Here is a 13,963-nt window from a genome sequence, read left to right on the forward strand (position 1 = left end):
CATGGTCGCGCGTCAGGCCGCTTCGGCGGCGCGGAACGGGTTGTTGTTGTGGTGATCGCCCGCCAGCCAGCGCTTGAGTTCGGCATGCGCGCTGGCGCGGCGCTCGGCATCGAGCGGCTCGGCGCGGGGATCATCGTGGGTGAATTCGAGGATCATGCCGTTGGGATCGGTGACATAGACCGACTTGCAGTAGCCGTGCTCCAGCACATAGGTCTGCGGCTCCACGATACCGGCGGCGGCGATGCGGCGGGCGAGTTCGTCCTGCGCGTCCTTGTCCACCTGCAGGGCGATGTGGATGAAGGGGCTGGACGGGATCTCCGGCCCGAATTCGGCCTGATCGTCAGGGTCGGCGAACTGAAAGAAGGCCAGCGCAGAGCCATCGGCGAGTTCGAAAAAGCAGTGGCAATAGGTGCGCTCCTTGCCGAACAGCTCGTCCTTCTCGCAATAGGTCGCCATCAGGGGGAAGCCGAGGATGTCCTCGTAGAAGGCCCGCGTCGCTTCCAGATCCTTGGTCACATAGGCGGTGTGGTGGAGGCGGTTCGCCAGAATTTTGGTCATGTTGCTCTCTCCGTCAGTCCCGTGAAGTGTCAGGCGGCCAGCTTGCCCGCGATGGTGGCGACATGCGCGCCCTGGAAGCGCGCACCGGCCAGTTCGTTGGCGCTCGGCATCCGGCTGCCGTCATTACCAGCCAGCGTGCTCGCGCCATAGGGGGTGCCGCCGCTGATCTCGTTCATCTCGGCATTGCCTTCGAAGGTATAGGGCAGGCCCACGATCACCATGCCGTGATGCAGCAGCGTGGTGTGGAACGATGTGATGGTGGTTTCCTGCCCGCCATGCTGGCTGGCGGTGGAGACGAACACGCTCCCCACCTTGCCGACCAGCGCCTTGGTGAACCACAGCCCGCCGGTCTGGTCGAGGAAGTTGCGCATCTGCGCCGCCATGTTGCCGAACCGCGTGGGCGTGCCGAAGATGATCGCGTCATAATCGGCCAGCTCGTTCGGATCGGCGAGCGGCGCGGCCTGATCCACCCGGATGCCGGCCGCAGCGGCGACATCATCGGGCACCAGTTCGGGAACGCGCTTCACCACAACCTCGGTGCCGGGGACGCTGGCAGCGCCTTCGGCAACCGCAGCGGCCATCGCCTCGATATGGCCATAGCTCGAATAGTAGAGCACCAGCACCTTGGTCATTGGTTCTTGCCTTCCCTTAGAACTTGAAGCCGATTTCAACGCCGTAACGGCGCGGCCGGGCGCGGAACACGAAGCCGCCCGGCGAGAATTCGGCGTTGTAGATTTCGTTGAAAAGGTTGCTGGCGAACGCCGTGATCGACACGCCGTTGTCCATCGTCACACCCGCACGCGCATCGACGATGTCGACAGGGTTGCGCACCGTGGTGTTGAACGGTTCCCACCAGGTCTTGCCGGTGCGGCGGTAATCGATCCGCAGCAGACCATCGAGGCTGTCCGAAATCGGCCCGGCATATTGCGCGCCGAGATTGAGCGTATAGCGCGAGATCTGCGGGGCTTCGTTGCCGATCACCGTCGCATCGGGGAATTCCTTGATCTCGCTGTCGGTCACGCCGATCGCGGCGTTGATATCGAAATGCGGCGCGACTTCGGCGGTCGCTTCCAGTTCGAAACCGGTGAGACGGGTCTTCGGAATATTGCCGAGGTTCTGGGTCGAAGACTGGGCCAGGAAAACGAAGAAATAGGAATTCTTCGACAGCGTGGTGTAGGCCGCACCCGCCAGACGCACCGGGCCAAGCTGGGCCTTGGCGCCCACTTCGAAGGTATCGGCGGTTTCCGCACGGAAGATGTCGCCCACGCCGACAATGGCGTTGTTGACCGCTTCGGCACCGACGCCGGTCTGGTTGAAGCCGCCCGAACGGAAGCCGCGGCTGTATCCGCCATAGAGCGTCAGATCGGGGGTCGGTTCATAGGTCAGGGTGATCTTGGGCTGCCAGTCATCGAACACCGCGGTGCGCACTTCGCCGCTCTGCGCCTGCGGCACGCCCGGCACCACCGGCAGGAAGGCCTGCGGGGTCAGCGTGGTCTGGCGGCGCTTGTCACGGTCATACCGCAAGCTGGCATCGACGCGGAATTCCGGCGTGATTTCATAGCCCGCATTGGCAAACAGCGCCCAGGCGAAGTTGTCCTGACCATCGGCCAGATAGGAGAACTGCGGGTTGAGCGGATTGGTCGAAGGGCTGCGGAACACGGGGAAGACGCCGTTGCCGGTGTCGATCATGTTGCCGGTCGAGATGAAGCGGGTGGTATCGATCAGATAGCCGCCGACCATCCAGTTGAACGGACGGCCATCTTCGGGCGAGGCCAGCCGCACTTCCTGGCTGAAGGCCTTCACGTTCAGATACTGGCTCTGGTTGAGGTCAAAGCCGTTGCCGGGGCCGAACAGGAATTCGAACAGATTGAAGAAGAAGCTGTCGGGGATCGGCTGGAAATCGAAGGCATCGCCGGTCAGCACTTCGGTCAGCGTGTCATAGGACGACACCGAGGTCAGCACCGCATTATCGCCCGCATATTCGATCTTGAGCGAGGTGTTGTAGATATCGCGATCGTTCTGGCCGGGGTTGTTGACCCGCACCGGCGCCACCGTGTTCACATCACCCACGATGTTGTAATACAGGCCCTGCGTACGCAGCTGGTTGACACTGCCGCGCAGGTCGAAGGTCAGCCGGTCGGTCGCTTCCACCAGAAGATTGGCGCGAAGGGAGAAATCCTCGACCGGATCGGCCTTTTCATTGAGGAAAGTGTTCTCGATGAACCCGTCGGTGTTGTAATAGGACCCGGCGACACGGAAATAGGCGTTCTCGGCAATCGGGCCGCTGATCCCGCCGCGCAGGAAATAGCCGAAGCCATTGTCCACGCCCGCGGTGATGTTGCCCGAAAACTCGTCGGTCGGCTTCTTGGTGGTGATGATGATCGCGCCGCCGATGGCGTTGCGGCCATAGAGGCCGCCCTGCGGACCCTTGAGCACTTCGATCTGCTCGATATCGAACAGGTCCTGATTGAACTGCGCGGGGTTCACCTGCTGCACCCCGTCGACGATCACGGCAACGCTGGGTTCGGAATTGCGGTTCTGGGTGATGCCGCGGATGATGACGAAGGCGTTGCCCGCGTTCTGCGTCTCGACGAGGTTCACGTTGGGGGTGAGCGCGATGAAATCGCCCGGACGCTCGATCCCGGCATTGGCGATCGCCTGCGAATCGAAAGCGGTGACGGCGGCGGGGGTGTCCTGCAAGGTCTCGCTGCGGCGCAGGCCGGTGACGACGATGCCGCCGGCATCGGTCTGTTCGGCTGCAGCTTCGCCTGCATCCTGCGCGGCGAGCGGGGCGGCGGCCAGCGCGCCCGATGCGAGGGCGCCCCATGCAAGCGCATTGCTGCTGACAAGCGTCATGCCCGGAAACTTCATACAACTCTCCCCTGTCTGCGCATGGCGCGCATGATTTTGGCGACCCCTCCCGATGGGCGGCGTACAAACTTCGCAATGCGAAGTCAACTTCGATATGCGAAAACTTGGAAAGTGGGTAGCAAGGCCACACCGGGCCGGATTCCGGGCGCGGCCAGTCCCGGCCCAGACCCCCGCTAGACCCGTTTAGCCCCCCTCTAGACCCCTTTTAGACCCCGTTTAGGCCCGTCCAGACCCCCGTTTTTAGGGCCTGAGCGATGCTTCCAACGCGGGCCAGCGTTTGAGCGACGCCTCGATCTCGCCCGCTGCCTGACGCAGCAGGGGCAGACGGGTGCGCACCAGCTCGTCCTGCGAAATGCGGGTGGTGGAAGTGGAACAGTTGATGCTCGCAATCACCCGCCTGTCGCGCCCGAAAATCGGCACCGCGACCGAGACGATGCCGTAATCCAGCTCGTCGAGCGCCGAATCGTAACCGCGCTCGGCGATCAGGGCCAGCCGTTCGGCCATGGCTGCACCATCGGTGACAGTGCGCTCGGTAAACCTTTGAAACGGCGCCTGTTCCAGCAGGGCCGCGCGCTCGTCATCGGGCAGATGCGCGGCCAGCGCCTTGCCCAGCGAGGTCGCGTGAAAGGGAAAGCGCGTCCCCACCCCCGCCGCCACGCGGAACCGCCGGTCGGTGGAAACATGGGCGACATAGAGGATCTCTGCCCCCGAAAGCACGCACAGACTGGCGCTGTCACCGGTCTGGTCGCGCAGGGCCTGCAAGGGGGGCAGCACCACCTGTTCGATCTGCATCGAGGCAAGGAAGGCCGACCCGATCGTCAGCACCGCCGGGCGCAGCAGGAACTTGCGTTCATGCTGGCCGATATAGCCCAGTTCCACGAGCGTTATCAGACACCTGCGGGCAACCGCGGGCGGCAGTCCGGTCTTGGCCGCGACCTCCGACAGGGTCATTTCGGGGTGGTCTTCATCGAACGCCTTGAGCACGCGCAAGCCGCGCTCCAGCGTCGAGAGGAACTCCGGGTCTTTGTGTGTTGCGGCTTCAGCCCCTGCGGATCCCATGCACCGGCCTTTCGATGGAGCGGCGGATCGCCGCATCGTCTGCCCCCAATAGGGGCGGCGCGGTGACGCTGTCCATCCGCTCGCCATCGAAGGACAGGGGGAAACGGATGGTGCGGAAGGTGCCCTTCGGCCCGTCAGGATCGGCGACTTCGATGCCCAGCACCCTCGCCTGCTCGGTCGCGAGCACCTCGGTGGTGTCATAGACGGGCGAGTTCGGCACTTCGAGGCGGGTCAGCTCCGCCGTCCAGTGATCGCGCGACTGCGTGGCGAAGATCGGGGCGAGGAAGGCGACCACGTCCTCGTAATGGGCAATGCGCGCCTCGCGGCTTGCGAAGGCGGGCAAGGAGAGCATGTCGGGCCGGCCCACGGCGGTGGCGAGGTTCTCCCAGAACTTGGGCGGGGACGACATGTGCAGCGCAAGCCACTTGCCGTCCGAACACTGGAAGACATAGCTCTGGCTGACATGCGGGCGGCTGTAAGGCCCCATGACCTGATCGGCCGACAAGAGGTGCGTGAAATCGTCGAGGTTGAAGTGGCACATCGCCTCGAACATCGAGGTTTCGACAACCCGCCCCCGCTGCGTCGTGTGGCGCTCGTTGAGCGCGGCGAGGATGCCCAGCGCGGTGTAGAAGCCGGTCATGGCATCGGCGATGGCCGGGCCGACGACGCGGGGGTGCTCGGGGTTCACCAGCAGCCGCAGGAAGCCGCTGGCCGCCTGCGCAACCGTATCGAAAGCCGGACGATCACGCTCCGGCCCCTCGCTGCCGAAGCCCGAGATCGAGGCATAGACAAGGCGCGGGTTGATCCCCTGGAGCCGCTTCGCATCCACCTTCAGCCGATCGGCGACGCCGGGGCGGAAGTTCTGGATGAACACATCCGCATCCTCGACCAGCCGGTCGAGCACGGCGAGGTCTTCGGGGTTTTTGGGGTCGATGGTGATCGAACGCTTGTTGCGGTTATAGGTCTGGAAATGGGGGCTGTAGAGCTCGCCCTTGAAACTGCGGAACGGATCGCCGGTGCCGGGCTGCTCCACCTTGATCACATCCGCACCCAGATCGGCCAGCAGCATCCCGGCAGCAGGGCCGGTGATGAAGGTGCCCATTTCGAGCACGGTAACGCCCTGTAGGGGTCTTGCAGTCATCCAACACATCCCATTTGCTTGCCTTGATGCGAGAATGAACCTATATTCTTCGCATAACGAAATCAACTTCGAATATCGAAAAAGGAAACGCCATGCGCATCGGTAAGCAGGATAACGCCGTCACCTCGATCTGCACCTCGGATGCGACCAGCATCACGGTTCGGGGCATGGACCTGTGCTCCGAAGTGATCGGCCAGGTGGATTTCACCAGCTATTTCTGGCTTCTGGTAACCGGCACCATGCCATCGCCCCCGCAAAAGGCGCTGGCCGACGCAGTGCTCTGTGCGATTGCCGAACACGGGCTGGTGCCCTCCGTTGTCGCCACCCGCATGACCTATGCCGCTGCGCCCGAAGCCTTCCACGGCGCGGTTGCCGCAGGGCTGCTCGGCTGCGGCTCTGTGGTGCTGGGCAGCGCGGAAGTTGCGGGCAAGTTCTACGCACAGGTCGTGGATGACGCCGAGGGAGGCGATCACGCTGCCACCGCCATCGCCGCGATCAGGGCGCTGCGGGCCGAGAAGAAGGCGATCCCCGGCTTCGGCCACCCGCAGCATTCGGGCGGCGATCCGCGCGCGCACCGCTTGCTCGCGCTGGCCAGGGAGCATGGCATGGAAGGCAAGCACATCGCCATGCTGCGCACCATCGAACAGGTGCTGCCCGAGGCGATTGGCCGCAGCCTTCCGATCAACGTCAATGGCGCGATTCCCGCCGTGATGCTCGATGCAGGCTTCCCGCTTGCGGCCCTGAAGGGCATTTCGCTGCTCGCCCGCACCGCCAGCCTGATCGCCCACCTTCAGGAAGAAACCGAACGGCCCATCGGCTTCATCATGTCGGGCGCAGCGGCCGAGCGGATCGGCTTCGACGACGGGTCGGAGTAGCTTGATCCCGCCCCCTTGCTCCGCCACTGTCGCAAGGCACCGGAGAAAGGGACAGACATGATCGGGCGGCACTTCATCGCACTGGCGGCGGCGCTTGCAGCGTCAGGGACGCCGGCTCCTGCGCGGGCGGACGCACCGCTCGCTCTTTCCGAGATCGAGCAAGCCGCCCCCGCCCTTCCCCGCATCCTCGCCCCGCGGGAACGCGCCGACATCGAAAACCGCATCCTGCGCGAGCGGCTCGACACCCTGATCCCGCAGATCATGGGCGAGGAAGGGATCGACCTGTGGTTGCTGGTTGCCCGCGAGTATTTCGAGGAACCGGTGGTGGCATCGATGCTCGATGCCGAAAACATGCACGCCCGCCGCCGCACGATCCTGATTTTCCACGATCCGGGCGAAGGCAGGCCCGTGGAGCGCCTCACCGTCAGCCGCTATGGCCTTGGCGGGCTTTTCGAACCGGCATGGAACCCCGATACCCAGCCAGATCAGTGGCAGGCCGTGGCCGATATCATCGCCGCACGCGATCCGGCGAAAATCGCGATCAATTCGTCGGACCTCTACCAGTTCGCCGATGGCATGACGCTGAGCCAGTATGACCGCTTCATGTCAGCCCTGCCGCCGGCATTGCACGAACGGGTGGTGAGCGGGGAGAACCTTGCGATCCGCTGGCTCGAAACCCGCACCCCGGCCGAAATGGAACTATACCCCGCCATCGTGCGCACCGCCCATGCGGTGATTGCCGAGGCGTTCTCGCGAAAGGTCATCACACCGGGCGTGACCACGCCTGCCGAGGTGCAATGGTGGTATCGTGACCGGCTGATGCAGCTTGGCCTCGACCCGTGGTTCCACCCCTCGGTCGCGATCCAGCGACAGCACGTGAAAGGCATGATCGAAGGCGACGAAACGATCCAGCCCGGCGATCTGCTGTGGACCGATTTTGGCATCACCTACCTGCGGCTCAACACCGATACACAGCACCTCGCCTATGTGCTGAAGCCGGGCGAGACAGAGGCACCTGCGGGTCTGCGCGCCGGACTGGCGAACTCGAACAAGGTGCAGGATTTCCTCGCCCGCGCCTTCAAGGTCGGGCGCAGCGGCAACGAGGCCCTCGCCATCGCCCGCGCCGATGCCATCGCCGCGGGGCTCGACCCCTCGATCTACACCCATCCGATCGGCAACCATGGCCACGGCGCGGGCCCGGCCATCGGTTTCTGGGACAACCAGAACCCCGACCCGCGCGGGAGCGGGCCGATCCGGGCGAATACGGCATGGTCGATCGAGCTGACGTCTTACGCGGCAGTGCCCGAATGGGACGGGCAGCGGGTCGATTTCCGCACCGAGGAGGATGCCTTCTTCGATGGCAAGACGGTGCGCTACATCGACGGACGGCAGACCGAGATTACGCTGATCCCCTCTGCCCCGTAAGCACTTTTGAGGGGCGGCGCGCCCTTGCCAGCGCGCACGCCGGGGGGCATTGGGGCGGCAGAGACAGGAGAGACCACCCCCATGCGTCAGATCGACCACTTCATCGTCGGCGAGACCCCCGCCAGTTCCAATTCCTCTGGCCGCAGGCACGCCATCTGGAACCCCTCGACCGGCGAGGTTCAGGCCGAGGTTGCGCTTGGCGATGCCGCGCTGCTCGCCCGCGCGGTGGAGACCGCCAAACGCGTCCAGCCCGCATGGGCCGCCACCAACCCGCAGCGCCGCGCGCGGGTGATGTTCGCCTTCAAGCAGCTGGTCGAGGCGGAGATGCAGTCGCTCGCCGAGTTGCTCTCCAGCGAGCATGGCAAGACCGTCCCCGATGCCAAGGGCGATATCCAGCGCGGGCTGGAAGTGATCGAATATGCCTGCGGGCTGCCGCAGATCATGAAGGGCGAATACACCCACGGCGCAGGGCCGGGGATCGACGTCTATTCGGTGCGTCAGCCGCTCGGCATCGGGGCGGGGATTACCCCGTTCAACTTCCCGGCGATGATCCCGATGTGGATGTTCGGCATGGCCTGCGCGGCGGGCAATGCCTTCATCCTCAAGCCCTCGGAGCGTGACCCGTCCGTGCCGGTGCGGCTCGCCGAACTCTTCCTTGAAGCGGGTGCGCCCGAGGGGCTGCTTCAGGTGGTCCATGGCGACAAGGAAATGGTCGACGCAATCATCGACCATCCCGATATCGCAGCGATCAGCTTCGTCGGCTCGTCGGACATCGCGCAGTATATCTACGCCCGCGGGAGCGCGAACAACAAGCGCGTGCAGGCCTTCGGCGGGGCGAAGAACCACGGGATCGTGCTGCCCGATGCGGACTTGGATCAGGTCGTCACCGATCTGACCGGCGCGGCCTTCGGCTCGGCGGGCGAGCGCTGCATGGCATTGCCGGTGGTGGTGCCGGTGGGCGAGGAAACGGCGGAGCGGCTCAAGGAGAAGCTGCTCAAGTCGATCGCGGGTCTGCGCATCGGCGTCTCCAACGATCCTGACGCGGATTACGGCCCTGTCGTCACGCCCGAGCACAAGGCGCGGATTGAACAGTGGATCACCACGGCCGAGGAAGAGGGCGCAGAGATCGTCGTCGACGGGCGCGGGTATACCTTGCAGGGCCACGAGAAGGGCTTCTTCGTCGGCCCGACGCTGATCGATCATGTCACCCCGCAGATGAAGTCCTATCAGGAGGAAATCTTCGGCCCCGTGCTCCAGATCGTGCGTGCGAAAGACTTTGAAGAAGCGGTGCGCCTTCCCAGCGAACACCAGTATGGCAACGGCGTCGCGATCTTCACCCGCAACGGCCACGCCGCCCGCGAATTCGCGGCGCGGGTGAATGTCGGCATGGTCGGCATCAACGTGCCGATCCCGGTGCCGGTCGCCTACCACAGCTTCGGCGGGTGGAAGCGTTCGGGCTTTGGCGACATCGACCAGTATGGCGTCGAGGGTCTCCGGTTCTGGACCAAGAACAAGAAGATCACCCAGCGCTGGCCCGACGGCGGCGGGGATGGGTCGAACGCCTTTGTCATCCCGACGATGGGGTAAGCTCCGCCCCCTCCGTCCGTCGCCCCGTGCTTGACACGGGGCTCGGCTTCCTTTCTGGCGCGAGGGCTGGATGCAGGATGGTGGTCGCCATCGGATCGCTGGGTGAACCTCGAAATTGAACATCGAATTGGCCGCGAAGAAATGCCCAGCCCCGTGTCACGCACGGGGCGACGAGGCGAGTTTCTGACGTGAAGCGCGTTTTCGCCAATATGGGCTGGCTGCTCGGCGGGCGCGGGTTCAACGCGGTGCTGAGCCTCGTCTACCTCGCCATCGCAGCACGCACGCTCGGCACCGACGGGTTCGGCCATTTCGCGCTGATTATCGCGTTGGGGCAGGCGATCACCGGCTTTTCGAGCTTCCAGACCTGGCAGTTTATCGTGCGCTGGGGGGCCGATCCCGATGCGCCCGGCGTCGATATCGTGCGTGCACGCGAGGCGACGGGGTTTGCCGTGGCGCTCGATTTCCTATCGATGGCAGTCGGCACGCTCGCCTCGGCGGTGCTGGTACTGACCGCGCAGCTGTGGCTGGATGTGCCACCGGAACTGCTGGGGCTGACCTTCGCCTATTGCGTCATTTCCCTGCTGACGATCCGCACCACGCCGACAGGGATGCTGCGACTGCATTCGGAATACGGCAAGGCCACCGGCGCAGAAGCGGTGCAGCCGGTGATCCGTGCCGGGGGTGCGGTGCTGGCATGGTGGTTCATGCCCGATGTGACCGGCTTCATCCTCGCTTTTGCAGCCTCGGAGGTAGCGACCGCTCTGGCACTGTGGATCGTGGCGGCCCGGGTGCAACCGGTGAGCCTTGCCTCGATCAGCCTGAAAGCGATCCCTTCGCGCCACAAGGATGCGTGGAAATTCGTGCTGTCGACCAACATGTCGGGCAGCCTTGCGGTGGCGGGCAAGCAGGTGATGATCCTCCTGGTCGGCACCTTTGGCGGAGCCTATCTGGCAGGCGGCTTCCGCATCGCCAACCAGCTGGGCGTGGCCCTGATCGCGCTTGCCCAGACCATCTCCAAGGCGATCCTGCCCGAACTGGTGCAATCGCGCGACGGGGCGGTGGAGATCGCCCGGCGCATGGCCAATATCGCGGCACTGGCAGGCGTAACCGCGGTGATCACTGCAATCCTGTTCGGCCGTCCGGGCATCGCATTGATCGCGGGCGAGCAGTTCACCGGCTTTTACTGGGCAATGATCATCCTCAGCATCGCGGGCGCGGTGGAACTCGTGGGAGCGAGCCTTGAAAGCCTGCTGATCTCGGCCGGCAAGGCGCACGTGGCATTTCTCGTGCGGCTGTTCCCGACGATCCTGGCGCTGGTCATGCTGGAACTGGCGATCGACTGGAAGGGCGCACAGGGCGCAGGCTTTGCGGTGCTGGGATCGAGCGTGCTGACCGTGGTCGGCTTCTACCTGGCGATCGTGAACCTCAAGCAGTTCCGGCTGGTGGTCGCGCCGGAGGAGCAGGATACGCAGCCCACCCCTCCGGAACGCTGAGCCTTACCCTTCGTAAGCGAGCTTCGGCTTCCTCGCGGCCGCCGTTTCATCGAGCCGGCGACGCGGCGAGTAATAGGGCGCCTGCTTCAGCGCCTCGTCCCCGGCCAGCGCCCGCTCCACCACGGCGCGGAAGGCGGTGATGAACTGGTCGATCGCCGCCTTGCTCTCGGTCTCGGTCGGCTCGACCAGCATCGCGCCGTGGACCACCAGCGGAAAATAGACCGTCATCGGGTGGTAGCCCTCGTCGATCAGCCCCTTGGCCACATCGAGCGTTGTCAGCCCTTCGGTGAAGTCCTTGTCGCCGAACAGCGCCTCGTGCATGCACGGGCCGCTGGCGGCAAAGGGTGCGTGGAGAATGTCCTCCATCGAACGCAGAATGTAGTTGGCGTTGAGCACCGCATCCTCGGCCACCTGCTTGAGGCCGTCCGCACCGTGGCTGAGCATGTAGGTCAGCGCGCGGGTGAACATGCCCATCTGCCCGTGGAACGCGGTCATGCGACCGAAGCTCGGCCCGCGCTCCTCGCGGTTTTCTTCCTCGACGAGGTAGAAACTGCCCGCATCATCCTTGCGCACGAAGGGCAGCGGGGCAAAAGGTGCGAGCGCCTCCGAGAGAACCACCGGCCCCGACCCCGGACCGCCGCCGCCGTGCGGGGTCGAGAAGGTCTTGTGCAGGTTGATGTGCATCGCATCGACGCCAAGATCGCCCGGGCGCACCTTGCCGACAATGGCGTTGAAGTTAGCCCCGTCACAATAGACGTAGCCGCCCGCCGCATGCACCGCATCGGCGATCTCGCGGAAGTCCTTTTCGAACAATCCGCAGGTGTTGGGGTTGGTGATCATCACCGCCGCCACATCCGGGCCCAGGCGGGCCTTGAGCGCCGCGACATCGACGCGGCCTTCGGGCGTCGCGGGGATATCCTCGACCCTGTAATTGGCGAAGGCTGCGGTGGCGGGGTTGGTGCCGTGGGCGCTTTCGGGCACCAGCACCACCTCGCGCGCATCCCCGCGCGCTTCATGCGCGGCGCGGATTGCGAGGATCCCGCACAATTCGCCATGCGCGCCTGCCTTGGGGCTCATCGCGACAGCGGGCATGCCCGTAAGCTTGCACAGCCATTCGCCAAGCTGGTGAATCACCTCCAGCGCGCCCTGCACCGCGTTCTGCGGGGCAAGCGGGTGGATGTCGGCAAAGCCCGGCAGGCGGGCCATCTTCTCGTTGAGGCGCGGGTTGTGCTTCATGGTGCACGAACCGAGCGGGAAGAAGCCGAGGTCGATGCCGTAATTCTGGCGCGACAAGCGGGTGTAATGGCGCACCGTCTCCGGCTCGGTCAGGCCGACGAGGCCGATCGGTTCCGAACGGGCAAGGCCACCGAGACGGGTCGGCGCGGCGCTATCCACGGCAGGCAGATCGACGCCGGTTACATCGGCGCGGCCGATCTCGAACAGCAGCGGTTCTTCGAGCATCAGCCCGCGATTGCCGGTGGTGGTGACAGGGCCGCCCACAAAGCCGCTTGTCGCGACCTGCATTTCGGGCTTCCAACCAGACTTGTTGGGGGCGTTCATCACACGGTCTCCTTGATGCTGGCTTCAAGTTCTTGCGCAAGGCGCTCGATGTCGTCCTCGGTCGTGGTCTCGGTCACGGCGACGAGCAGCGCATGCTCCAGCGCCTCGACCCCGGGATAGAGCCGCCCGAGCGACACCCCGCCCAGCACGCCACGGTCAGCCAGATCGCGCACGATCTGCCGCGCCGGCTTGCCGCCGAGCATCAGGGTAAATTCGTTGAAGAAGGCGGTGTTGAGCACCTCCACCCCCGGCACCTTCGCCAGCCGGTCGGCGGCAAGGCAGGCGAGGCGGTGATTTTCTGCCGCCAGTTCGCGCAAGCCCCGCTCGCCCAGCAGGGTCATGTGGACCGAGAAGGCCAGCGCGCACAGGCCGGAATTGGTGCAAATGTTGCTGGTCGCCTTCTCGCGGCGGATGTGCTGTTCGCGGGTCGAGAGCGTCAGCACGAAGCCGCGCTTGCCCTCGGCATCCGTCGTCTCGCCGCACAGGCGGCCGGGCATCTGGCGCACGTGCTTGGGATCGCGCACCGCGAACAGGCCGAGGTATGGCCCGCCAAACTGCAGGCCGACGCCCAGCGACTGGCCCTCGCCCACGACGATGTCCGCGCCCATCTCGCCGGGAGAGCGGATCGCGCCCAGCGCCACCGGCTCGGTATTGACCACCACCAGCAGCGCGCCCTTCGCGTGCGCAGCCTCGGCCACCGGCGTCAGGTCGCTGATGCGGCCGAGGATGTCGGGATATTGCACTACCACGCAGGCGGTGTCCTCGTCGATGCGGGCGATCAGCCCGTCAAGATCGGGTTCGGCGGTGATCGCGGGCATGGCATCGGCGATGGTATCGCCGGTGAAATGGGCCATGGTCTTCACGACTTGCGCGTAGTGCGGATGCAGCGCGCCCGACAGCACAGCGCGGCTGCGACGGGTGACGCGGGTCGCCATCGCCACCGCCTCCCAGCACGCGGTCGAGCCGTCATAGAGCGAGGCATTGGCCACGGCGCAGCCATAAAGGCGGGCGACCTGCGTCTGGAATTCGAACAGCATCTGCAGGGTGCCCTGCGCGATTTCCGGCTGGTAGGGAGTGTAGGCCGTGAGAAACTCGCCGCGCTGGATGATCGTATCGACGCTGGCGGGCACGTGGTGCCGGTAGGCACCCGCGCCGAGGAAGAAGGGCACATCGCCCGCCGCCAGATTCCTCGCCGCCAGCGCCTTCATATGGCGTTCCACCGCCATTTCGCCGGCATGCATCGGCAGTCCGTGGATCGGGCCATCGAGGCGGGCGATTTCGGGCACGTCGACGAACAGATCGTCGACAGTGGCAGCCCCGATCTTGGCCAGCATCGCCTGCCGGTCGGTATCGGTGAGAGGGAGGTAGCGCATGGGTCTGGTTTGTCCGTGGCT

11 protein-coding genes are annotated in these 13,963 nt (G+C 65.1%); 4 read left to right on the forward strand and 7 right to left on the reverse strand.

Features of this window, described 5'->3' with window-relative positions:
- Window positions 1-12: 12 nt before the first annotated feature.
- From ACU0AG_RS02255 to ACU0AG_RS02275, 5 genes are all read right to left on the reverse strand, one after another.
- Window positions 13-558 (reverse strand): VOC family protein, encoded by a 546-nt coding sequence (locus ACU0AG_RS02255; RefSeq protein ID WP_482780632.1) that lies wholly within the window; start codon window positions 556-558, stop codon window positions 13-15.
- Window positions 559-587: 29 nt separating this feature from the next.
- Complete coding sequence (wrbA, locus tag ACU0AG_RS02260) at window positions 588-1,190, reverse strand: NAD(P)H:quinone oxidoreductase (protein WP_482780633.1); 603 nt, start codon at window positions 1,188-1,190, stop codon at window positions 588-590.
- Window positions 1,191-1,206: 16 nt separating this feature from the next.
- Complete coding sequence (locus tag ACU0AG_RS02265; RefSeq protein WP_482780634.1) at window positions 1,207-3,429, reverse strand: TonB-dependent receptor; 2,223 nt, start codon at window positions 3,427-3,429, stop codon at window positions 1,207-1,209.
- Window positions 3,430-3,669: 240 nt separating this feature from the next.
- Window positions 3,670-4,488, reverse strand: a complete 819-nt coding sequence (locus tag ACU0AG_RS02270; RefSeq protein ID WP_482780635.1) for an IclR family transcriptional regulator domain-containing protein — start codon at window positions 4,486-4,488, stop codon at window positions 3,670-3,672.
- Window positions 4,469-5,629 (reverse strand): CaiB/BaiF CoA transferase family protein, encoded by a 1,161-nt coding sequence (locus tag ACU0AG_RS02275; RefSeq protein ID WP_482780636.1) that lies wholly within the window; start codon window positions 5,627-5,629, stop codon window positions 4,469-4,471. The genes ACU0AG_RS02270 and ACU0AG_RS02275 overlap by 20 nt, the downstream gene beginning before the upstream one ends.
- A gap of 92 nt (window positions 5,630-5,721) precedes the next feature.
- On the opposite strand from ACU0AG_RS02275, the gene ACU0AG_RS02280 reads away from it, so the two are divergent.
- The 4 genes from ACU0AG_RS02280 to ACU0AG_RS02295 all read left to right on the forward strand — a co-directional run bounded on the left by ACU0AG_RS02280 (window position 5,722) and on the right by ACU0AG_RS02295 (window position 11,009).
- Window positions 5,722-6,504, forward strand: coding sequence for a citryl-CoA lyase (locus ACU0AG_RS02280; RefSeq protein WP_482780637.1), 783 nt, complete (start codon window positions 5,722-5,724; stop codon window positions 6,502-6,504).
- Between the two features lie 57 nt (window positions 6,505-6,561).
- Window positions 6,562-7,929 (forward strand): M24 family metallopeptidase, encoded by a 1,368-nt coding sequence (locus ACU0AG_RS02285; protein ID WP_482780638.1) that lies wholly within the window; start codon window positions 6,562-6,564, stop codon window positions 7,927-7,929.
- 81 nt (window positions 7,930-8,010) lie between these two features.
- A complete protein-coding gene (locus tag ACU0AG_RS02290; protein ID WP_482780639.1) occupies window positions 8,011-9,516 on the forward strand; it encodes a CoA-acylating methylmalonate-semialdehyde dehydrogenase in 1,506 nt (501 codons plus the stop codon).
- Between the two features lie 188 nt (window positions 9,517-9,704).
- The gene (locus tag ACU0AG_RS02295) at window positions 9,705-11,009 is read left to right on the forward strand and encodes a lipopolysaccharide biosynthesis protein (protein ID WP_482780640.1); all 1,305 of its coding nucleotides are present in this window, start codon (window positions 9,705-9,707) and stop codon (window positions 11,007-11,009) included.
- Between the two features lie 3 nt (window positions 11,010-11,012).
- On the opposite strand, the gene gcvPB is transcribed toward ACU0AG_RS02295, so the two are convergent.
- Window positions 11,013-12,569, reverse strand: coding sequence for an aminomethyl-transferring glycine dehydrogenase subunit GcvPB (gene gcvPB / locus ACU0AG_RS02300; protein ID WP_482780641.1), 1,557 nt, complete (start codon window positions 12,567-12,569; stop codon window positions 11,013-11,015).
- On the reverse strand, window positions 12,569-13,942 hold the full coding sequence (gene gcvPA / locus ACU0AG_RS02305; RefSeq protein ID WP_482780642.1) for an aminomethyl-transferring glycine dehydrogenase subunit GcvPA: 1,374 nt from the start codon (window positions 13,940-13,942) through the stop codon (window positions 12,569-12,571). Before gcvPA ends, gcvPB begins: the two co-directional genes overlap by 1 nt.
- Between the last annotated feature and the right edge of the window lie 21 nt (window positions 13,943-13,963).

Source organism: Erythrobacter sp. RANMB8, from assembly GCF_056848235.1.

Excerpts from the sequence above, each read along its gene's own strand:
- gcvPB (WP_482780641.1), bottom strand. The coding sequence starts at position 12,569 with ATGAACGCCCCCAACAAGTCTGGTTGGAAGCCCGAAATGCAGGTCGCG.
- wrbA (WP_482780633.1), bottom strand. The coding sequence starts at position 1,190 with ATGACCAAGGTGCTGGTGCTCTACTATTCGAGCTATGGCCATATCGAG.
- ACU0AG_RS02265 (WP_482780634.1), bottom strand. The coding sequence starts at position 3,429 with ATGAAGTTTCCGGGCATGACGCTTGTCAGCAGCAATGCGCTTGCATGG.
- ACU0AG_RS02285 (WP_482780638.1), top strand. The coding sequence starts at position 6,562 with ATGATCGGGCGGCACTTCATCGCACTGGCGGCGGCGCTTGCAGCGTCA.
- ACU0AG_RS02280 (WP_482780637.1), top strand. The coding sequence starts at position 5,722 with ATGCGCATCGGTAAGCAGGATAACGCCGTCACCTCGATCTGCACCTCG.
- ACU0AG_RS02270 (WP_482780635.1), bottom strand. The coding sequence starts at position 4,488 with ATGGGATCCGCAGGGGCTGAAGCCGCAACACACAAAGACCCGGAGTTC.
- ACU0AG_RS02255 (WP_482780632.1), bottom strand. The coding sequence starts at position 558 with ATGACCAAAATTCTGGCGAACCGCCTCCACCACACCGCCTATGTGACC.
- ACU0AG_RS02290 (WP_482780639.1), top strand. The coding sequence starts at position 8,011 with ATGCGTCAGATCGACCACTTCATCGTCGGCGAGACCCCCGCCAGTTCC.
- ACU0AG_RS02275 (WP_482780636.1), bottom strand. The coding sequence starts at position 5,629 with ATGACTGCAAGACCCCTACAGGGCGTTACCGTGCTCGAAATGGGCACC.
- gcvPA (WP_482780642.1), bottom strand. The coding sequence starts at position 13,942 with ATGCGCTACCTCCCTCTCACCGATACCGACCGGCAGGCGATGCTGGCC.